This is a genomic window from Candidatus Poribacteria bacterium, assembly GCA_026702755.1.
GTDB lineage: Bacteria > Poribacteria > WGA-4E > WGA-4E > WGA-3G > WGA-3G.
This window is the reverse complement of record JAPPBX010000004.1, coordinates 1-7,033: the sequence shown is the minus strand read 5'-3', so window position 1 is coordinate 7,033 and position 7,033 is coordinate 1. Positions and strand designations below refer to the sequence as shown.

Annotated in this window: 6 protein-coding genes and 1 pseudogene; 6 read left to right on the top strand and 1 reads right to left on the bottom strand. The window is 46.6% G+C overall.

Annotation, left to right across the window (positions count from 1 at the left end):
• A partial coding sequence (locus tag OXH39_00900; protein ID MCY3548987.1) for an RNA polymerase sigma factor occupies positions 1-440 on the top strand: 440 nt, incomplete at its 5' end.
• A 606-nt stretch (positions 441-1,046) separates the two neighbouring features.
• Here the strand turns inward: OXH39_00900 and OXH39_00895 are convergent.
• Positions 1,047-4,109, bottom strand: a complete 3,063-nt coding sequence (locus OXH39_00895; protein ID MCY3548986.1) for an N-6 DNA methylase — start codon at positions 4,107-4,109, stop codon at positions 1,047-1,049.
• Between the two features lie 283 nt (positions 4,110-4,392).
• On the opposite strand from OXH39_00895, the gene OXH39_00890 reads away from it, so the two are divergent.
• The 5 genes and pseudogenes from OXH39_00890 to OXH39_00870 all read left to right on the top strand — a co-directional run bounded on the left by OXH39_00890 (position 4,393) and on the right by OXH39_00870 (position 6,733).
• Complete coding sequence (locus tag OXH39_00890; protein ID MCY3548985.1) at positions 4,393-4,626, top strand: hypothetical protein; 234 nt, start codon at positions 4,393-4,395, stop codon at positions 4,624-4,626.
• A 233-nt stretch (positions 4,627-4,859) separates the two neighbouring features.
• Positions 4,860-5,426 (top strand): hypothetical protein, encoded by a 567-nt coding sequence (locus OXH39_00885; protein ID MCY3548984.1) that lies wholly within the window; start codon positions 4,860-4,862, stop codon positions 5,424-5,426.
• Between the two features lie 64 nt (positions 5,427-5,490).
• Positions 5,491-6,186, top strand: a complete 696-nt coding sequence (locus tag OXH39_00880; protein MCY3548983.1) for a sensory rhodopsin transducer — start codon at positions 5,491-5,493, stop codon at positions 6,184-6,186.
• 64 nt (positions 6,187-6,250) lie between these two features.
• Positions 6,251-6,409: pseudogene (locus OXH39_00875) on the top strand (tetratricopeptide repeat protein).
• A 93-nt stretch (positions 6,410-6,502) separates the two neighbouring features.
• Positions 6,503-6,733: a DUF433 domain-containing protein gene (locus OXH39_00870; GenBank protein ID MCY3548982.1), complete on the top strand. Its 231-nt coding sequence runs from the start codon at positions 6,503-6,505 to the stop codon at positions 6,731-6,733.
• Positions 6,734-7,033: the final 300 nt, after the last annotated feature.

Here is a 7,033-nt window from a genome sequence, read left to right as displayed (position 1 = left end):
ATTTAACACAAGAGACTTGGATAAAAGCGTTTCGTGCCATCAACACCTTCCGCGCAGACGCTTCCTTTTACAGCTGGCTCTACCGCATCGCCGAAAATGTCTGTATCGATTACTACCGAAAACAGAAGGTAGCACACACCATCGAACCCATTCATGACATCAATGAACGCCGCATCATAGACACACATCCCTGTCCAAGCCACAACATTGAGCGGCAGGAACTCCGACACCATCTTCAGGAGGCTGTTGCGCGCCTGACACCGACACGCAAACGCGTCTTTCTCCTATACTATGTTCATGAAATGCCTATCAAAGCCATCGCAAAACAAATAGGTCGGAGCGAAGGTACCATCAAGACACATCTTCGCAATGCCCGCCTCCAACTCCGAGAACACCTCACCCCTTACCTGAAAAATCAACACATTCCCTGGCTCACATGAACTTCCATAGAGAAAGCATTGGGGGATGTAAATATTTTGTCGAAAGCATGGGTTCAAAAGGGGAAGACTGAAAGATCGGAAGGAACTGGAAGCGTAGTGGTGCTTCTTGTTTCCTCTTGATAAACAGCATTTTGTCAAGGACGGATATAAACATGCTGAAGAAATACCCAAGCAAAAACCCCTTACAGGGCTAAAGAAAAAGGAGATCCATGCTGCTATAAACATGCCGTCCCTAATGAAGATTAAGAATTTAATCGGGTAATGTAGGATGTTAATTGTCTGAAGCAGGATTTACAGGATTCTAAGGATTCCCAAGATTATGGAGTCTTCTTGAGTGAAAACTGTGCTTTATAGAATTACCCAAATATTTTCTTAAAGTTCATACGGGACTGAAGGATAGGGGTAGAATCTTTTTCTATAAATATGCCGCCCCTACGGGGCTAAGAAACGGACAGAACGCTTAACTACACAGATACCGCCCTTACAGGGCTAAAGAAAAAGAAACATAATGGAATAGATAGTTCAGGACAATAAGATCGCGCTGATTCAGTAAAAATAAGTTGTCAGTCAGGGAGTCTATGAATTTGGAAAATCCGGTTCAAACAATTACAACGCGGGCAATCCTTCAACAATATCTACCGTCTCCAAGCTGACTGTGATTACCTTCCCAATCAACTTGACGATGTACTGCGGGTCGTCTGCACGGTTCGGGTCGTTGATGATGCCGCTGCGTTTGTCTGTTTTGACGCGATATTGGTCTACCACCCACTCTAACGCGGAGCGGGTGCCGAGCCGATAGTCAAACACTTTTGGAGGGATACCCGATAGTGTCAGGAAGTCGTTGTAGATGAGCGAGGTTTTGTCTTTGGAGAGTTTCATTTTTTCGACACGCCAATTGAGGGGTGGCGTTTGAATGCGTTCTAACCCATCGTACTCGGGCTGGGATTCGTAGTTGATGTGGAGGACTGCTAACTGCTCGCCTGCTTTTGTAAATCCCCAGAAATCTTCGGCAAACGGGATATGCGGTAAATCGCGTTTGAGGTTCGCTTGATATGTTTCGCGGTAGTCGGAGTGATGTAAGAGTCCGTAGGTATAGTGGAAGATGTCCCACTTGGTGATTGTGTCGTCGTTATAGTGCGCTCGGAATTCTGCCAATGCCCAATCGGTGATGTTTTCGCGTCGGTTTGTACCGTCCTCATCGTAGGTGTAGAAGGGGAAGGAATGTTGTGGATCAGCATAAAGGTTCACATCAGGAACAAATCCACTCATCAAAACAGTAAATCCTTTCCGACCATAAACATCAACACAAACCACCCGATTTTCCATTTCGGTTTCAGGGGTGGGAAAAATGGACGGAAAGACGTACACACGCTCTGTCATCATTCGGTCGAAGTAGAGGTTTGACTTCGTAAATGGGCGGTAGAGAGATGTCCTCACTTTTTCTTCCGAGAAATCAACCGTCTTGCCACTTTTCAATTTCAGTTTTAAGCCTTCACTCCAACTAATTTTCTCATCATCAGACTCTACAAAATCATTAAGGTCTGCATTCCAATCTGCCCGCTGCATCCACCGAGCCACTTCAACGTTATAATTTTCAACCATCCTGCTCATACTTTCAGCAAGGACATTCGGATTGAAGTTGTAAGCCCACGCATCGCGACAGGTTACGACCCCACGACTATAGGTTTTGAAAACTACATCTATTGCCTCATCCTTTTGTGCCTTTGCTTCTTTAGTACCCATCGGGATAAAGGTGTCAAATTCTGCGTGGAGTCCTTCGGTGAGCCATGTCTGCCGCGAGTCCGGTTGAATGGATTGCCACGCAATTTCGCCTGCATGTTGACTCCCATTCAGGAAATCGAATTTCTGCTTTCTGTTCCACAATTCATCGGTGGGATAATAGAAGATACGCGGTGATTCTGATGGATTCTCCTTTTTCTTCACAAATAGGTTGATGCTCACGCCGACGCGAATCCTAAACACATTCGCATCAGAAACTTTTAATCCCTTTCTTGCATTCCCGCCCAAATCAAGAATATAGATGGCATCACAATCAGCCGCGAGATGTTTCCGCATCCCGTCAAATGCTACACCATCAAGAAAACTGTTGTTCGTTACGAAGGCGACAACGCCTTCCTCGCCAATTCTATCTAAAGCCCACCGAATCGCCTTTATATAGGGATCGGAGAGTGCGTTTTTATTCGTCGCTGCTGAGTCTTGCGAATACGTTTCCCGCACGCGCGCGTCCATCGTCTCATACTTCCGATTTTTGTTGTTGTCGTTTTCGTTGACCTGCCCGGCATTGTAAGGTGGATTGCCGATAACCACAAACATCGGAGCCTCCTTCTGCTTCTCAACCCGCGCTGTATTGGCAGGGGTGAATAGCTGCAGCTGCCGTTCCTCTGCAATCTCAAACGTGTCTACCAGACAGATACCTTCATAAGGGGCATAGCGGTTCGTCGCGGTGTAAAACTGCTGCTCAATGTTGAGATTAGCGATATAGTAGGGTAGGAGCATTACTTCGTTGCATTGGAGTTCCGGCGGATCGGCGGTGTATTTTCGCTCCAGTGAAATGGGATCCAGCTCCTGCATAATGCGGACGATGAAGTTACCGGTGCCGACGAATGGGTCAATAATATGCACACCACTCTCCGAAAGTGAACGATCAAACTCGGTCTGTAAGATGTGTTCTACACTTTTCACCATGAAGTCGACGATTGGCTGTGGTGTGTAGACGATGCCGTGCGTATCCGCTACCTTGACGGAGAAACCTTGAAAAAACTGCTCGTAGACGGTGTTGAGAAAACCCTGTTTCTGTGAGAAGTCGGTGATAGTCGCGGCGGTTTTCTCGATTGCAGCGTAGAACGGCTCCAAAGGGCGGAGGAATTCAGAGCGGTTGAGTGTCCGCTCGGTTAGCACGTCAATAACATTTTCAATTTCACGGGCGATAATATTTCGGCGTGTAAAGTCGGGATTATCAAAGACAGTGCGGAAGATACGTTCTGTCAACAGATGCTGGATGAGCATCTCCTCTACGGCAGCGATGGAGAGGTTCGGATTAATCGAGGCTTGACACTGTTGGTGAAAACTGGCGAATGCTTCCTGAAAATGTGGATTGTTTTGGCGTTCCGTTTCGATTAACGCTGCCAATTTGTCACCGAGTTCCGGCACCGTGTCTTTGAATTCAGAGACCGCGGTATGCCATGCGGAGATATTCTCTTCCTGATAGGTGAAGAACGTCTGGAGCACTTGAATGAGGTTTCTCGGTTCGCTGATGTCAAGATCGAGTTGTAGTCGTCCGTGCTGATAGAGAAGCGCGTGGGTGGGAGACTGGATGACGATATTTTTCGAGGGGTAGCCTGCGGCGAATTTCTTGTCCGCTTCAACGTTTAGATCGTCCTGGGTGTCTTTCGCCTCCCAATAGCCGTGTGGTAAGCCGAAGGCATCGACGACTTCACCGTCGGGGGTTATCCGTCTTTTCTCCGGCGTGTAGAGACTTTTTTCGCAGAGGAGCGTGAGGTTGGATTGGTGACAGTAGTGCTGAAGGAGGTTCTGGAATGCAGCACGGACGGTGCCTTCATTTTCGGCACCGTGTTGCGCATACTTTTCGAGTTCAGTATAGTAGTTTTTGATGGGCTTGTGTGTCGGTTTGATATTGAAATCTGGCATCTATTTTCCCTATATGTTGTCGGTGGACGAAACACTGCCAGATTATACACGGATTAGGGTAGAATTGCAAGGAAAATTTCGGTAGAAGCGACTTGCAGTCACGATATCAGGACTATTTAGTTTTCAGTTTTCTGTGTATTTTTGGACAGATATCGCCCCTACGGGGCTTGGGAGGTGGAGGATCCGTTTTTCTACAGAGATACCGCCCCTACGGGGCTGAAGGGATAGGGTAGAATCTTTTTCTATAAATATGCCGCCCCTACGAGGCTAAGGAGGTTTACCTTTGATACAACATGCGTCTTGGAAATTAGATGAGGTTGGGAAATCTCGCCAGCGGAGATCGTGGGGGCCTTGGTTACTGCTTGAATATGAGATTGGGCAGGCGCGGACCTGCCCAAACACGTTTAAGTATAGTGGCGTAGCGACTGTTACAGCACGACATAAACCAGATTGCGTTTCTATCGTCCAGAAACAGATCGCTGAACGATACACGCTTCGGAATACTGTCCAGATTTAGTTGTATCTGGAGAATTTAACAAGCACGCTAACCCAAAAAACGGAGAGTACTATTAGGAAATTCATTGATATCTTCCTTTCCCGATTCCTCAAGATTTTTTAATATTTCTACAAAATATGATAACTTACCGTGTAATTACGTAATCGCTGTGAAAAGGTGACAAAAATTTGCGACAGAAGTATTGACACTGAGACGTTGACACCGTATAATATCCATTATAGTAAAATCCGTAATTGCCTATACATCAACGGAAGGGCGAGGTTTCAAACCTCGCCAGCGGGGGTATAGTAAAATCCGTAATTGCCTATACATCAACGGAAGGGCGAGGTTTCAAACCTCGCCAGCGGTGGGGGGATCGCTCACTAATGCAAGGGCGAGGTTTCAAACCTCGCCAGCGGGGGTGGGGCTTGTTCACGGAACGCCTGTCTACATATTTTAGGTTTTACCACAAATTCATGAATCCATCTGAAAAGCAGATACATTCACAAACATATTTAGAGAGATGCTTACATCCTAAAATTCAGGCACTTCGACCCGACAAGGAAAACTCAGAAGGCTTGTGGATACCGACCTCGGAACAACTGCATGACCTCTTAACGCAGCGACTCCCCTATCCAGATCGGTCGGTTTTTCAACGCACCGCGGATGGTTGGGAATACCAAACCTATTTTCGGGAGTGGGCTGCCGATTACGGCACTTATATTGATACACATCGACAGTTCGTTGGAACCGATGCCGAAAGCGTTCTCTTGGAGGTGTTGATGGCACTGCTCGGTATTGAGGGACGCTGGATGGTATAATTCGTATGGCAAAGTCTGAGACAACGACAAAAGAGAGGACAACACAATGACGTTTGAAACCTTAATGAAGACAATTAATAATTATGGGAGGGCGGGTCTTGTCCACTTGGGTACGGTGACCGCACTTCTGAACAGTACATTTGGAGATTGGCTCGCTTCACAAGGTGTAAGCCGTGTTGATCTGCTGACACCTAAATATTTGTGGTTTACTGTGCAAGGCGAATTAAAACAGACACATACCGTCCCGGGAATTGAATTACATGACCGGTTTTTCGTAGTTGATAGAGATGAAGTGAAAGAAAAAAATGCAGAGGCAATAGCAGATGCGCTCAAATGCTATAGTTCAGATGGTGATGGGGCTTATGTTTGGGTTATTCCGGACGGCTACATGGCGGCACTAACGCCAGCGGAACAAGAATGGGAACAACACGGCGGCGGTTATTTCTCTCACGAATCTATATGTATCTCCAACACCGCCGATAGTGATACGCGTTGTCTCTTAGAGGTGCTGTATGAGGATCCTGCACTGGAGAACGTCTCCTGCGAATTCGATGTGCCAGCACATCGCTCAGTACATTATCGGCTCGATAAACTGAAGGGCGAAAATGGTGAACCGCTTATTGCCAAAGATGCCCCGGTCAGTTACAAAATCACGAGTCGCGATGCACGGGTTGTCGTCCAAGGCTCGCGCATCCTAACAAGCGGTGAAAATAGCATGTTTGCGAGTTTTGGAACGGTGATGGCGTGGTGCCCGCAATAATACCAACTATTTTTGCAATTTAGGGTTTGGATAGTGTATACTGGAATGAAAGGAGAACACTCCAATGAAAACAGATCACAAATTATCCGCCGAGACTTACTTTAGGTGGGGTAATGAGAAAAGCAAGTCAGGGAACTATAAAGGTGCTATAGCCGACTATAACGTAGCGATCCAAATAAAACCAGATTTCGCCTATGCATACTATGCTCGCGGATGCGCGAAAAACAAGTTGGGACGAATTGGAGAAATGAAGGTGGATCTCCAAACCGCAGAGAAACTGGCAAAACAGAGCGGTAAGCTGGGTCTCGAAGCTGCTATTGAGCAAAAACTTCTATTATCCCGAATTACGCTCAGTCCAGACCAATGCGGTGGACGGCCTTGTGTTCGAGGGATGCGGATTCGGGTGACAGATGTCTTGGAATCGCTTGCTGGCGGTCTTTCTTTTGAAGAAACTCTTGAAAATATGCCAGATCTGGAATCCGAAGATATTTTTGCGTGTCTTTTATTCGCAGCACAGCAAATGGATACTCCTATAAAACCTGCATGAAGTTTTGGATAGATGCACAATTTTTTCCCGTCCTCGCACCATGGCTTAGTTCCCTCTTGACAATTCCTAAGTTATAGTAGCTTCCGTAATTATCTGCCCACTCGTATCGTCGTGTGAACTGTGAAGTTGCATCTCACGCTGGCACAGGAAACTAACGGTCTCCTATGCTACAAGGGAGCCCTACGTATGAAGATTAAGAATTTAATCGGGTAATTTCTTGTGGAAGTCCGGTGCGGTTGCAAACCGCACCATAGGTGTCAATTTAGGGATTTTGCACGGCATTTTATAGGGTATCTCTTC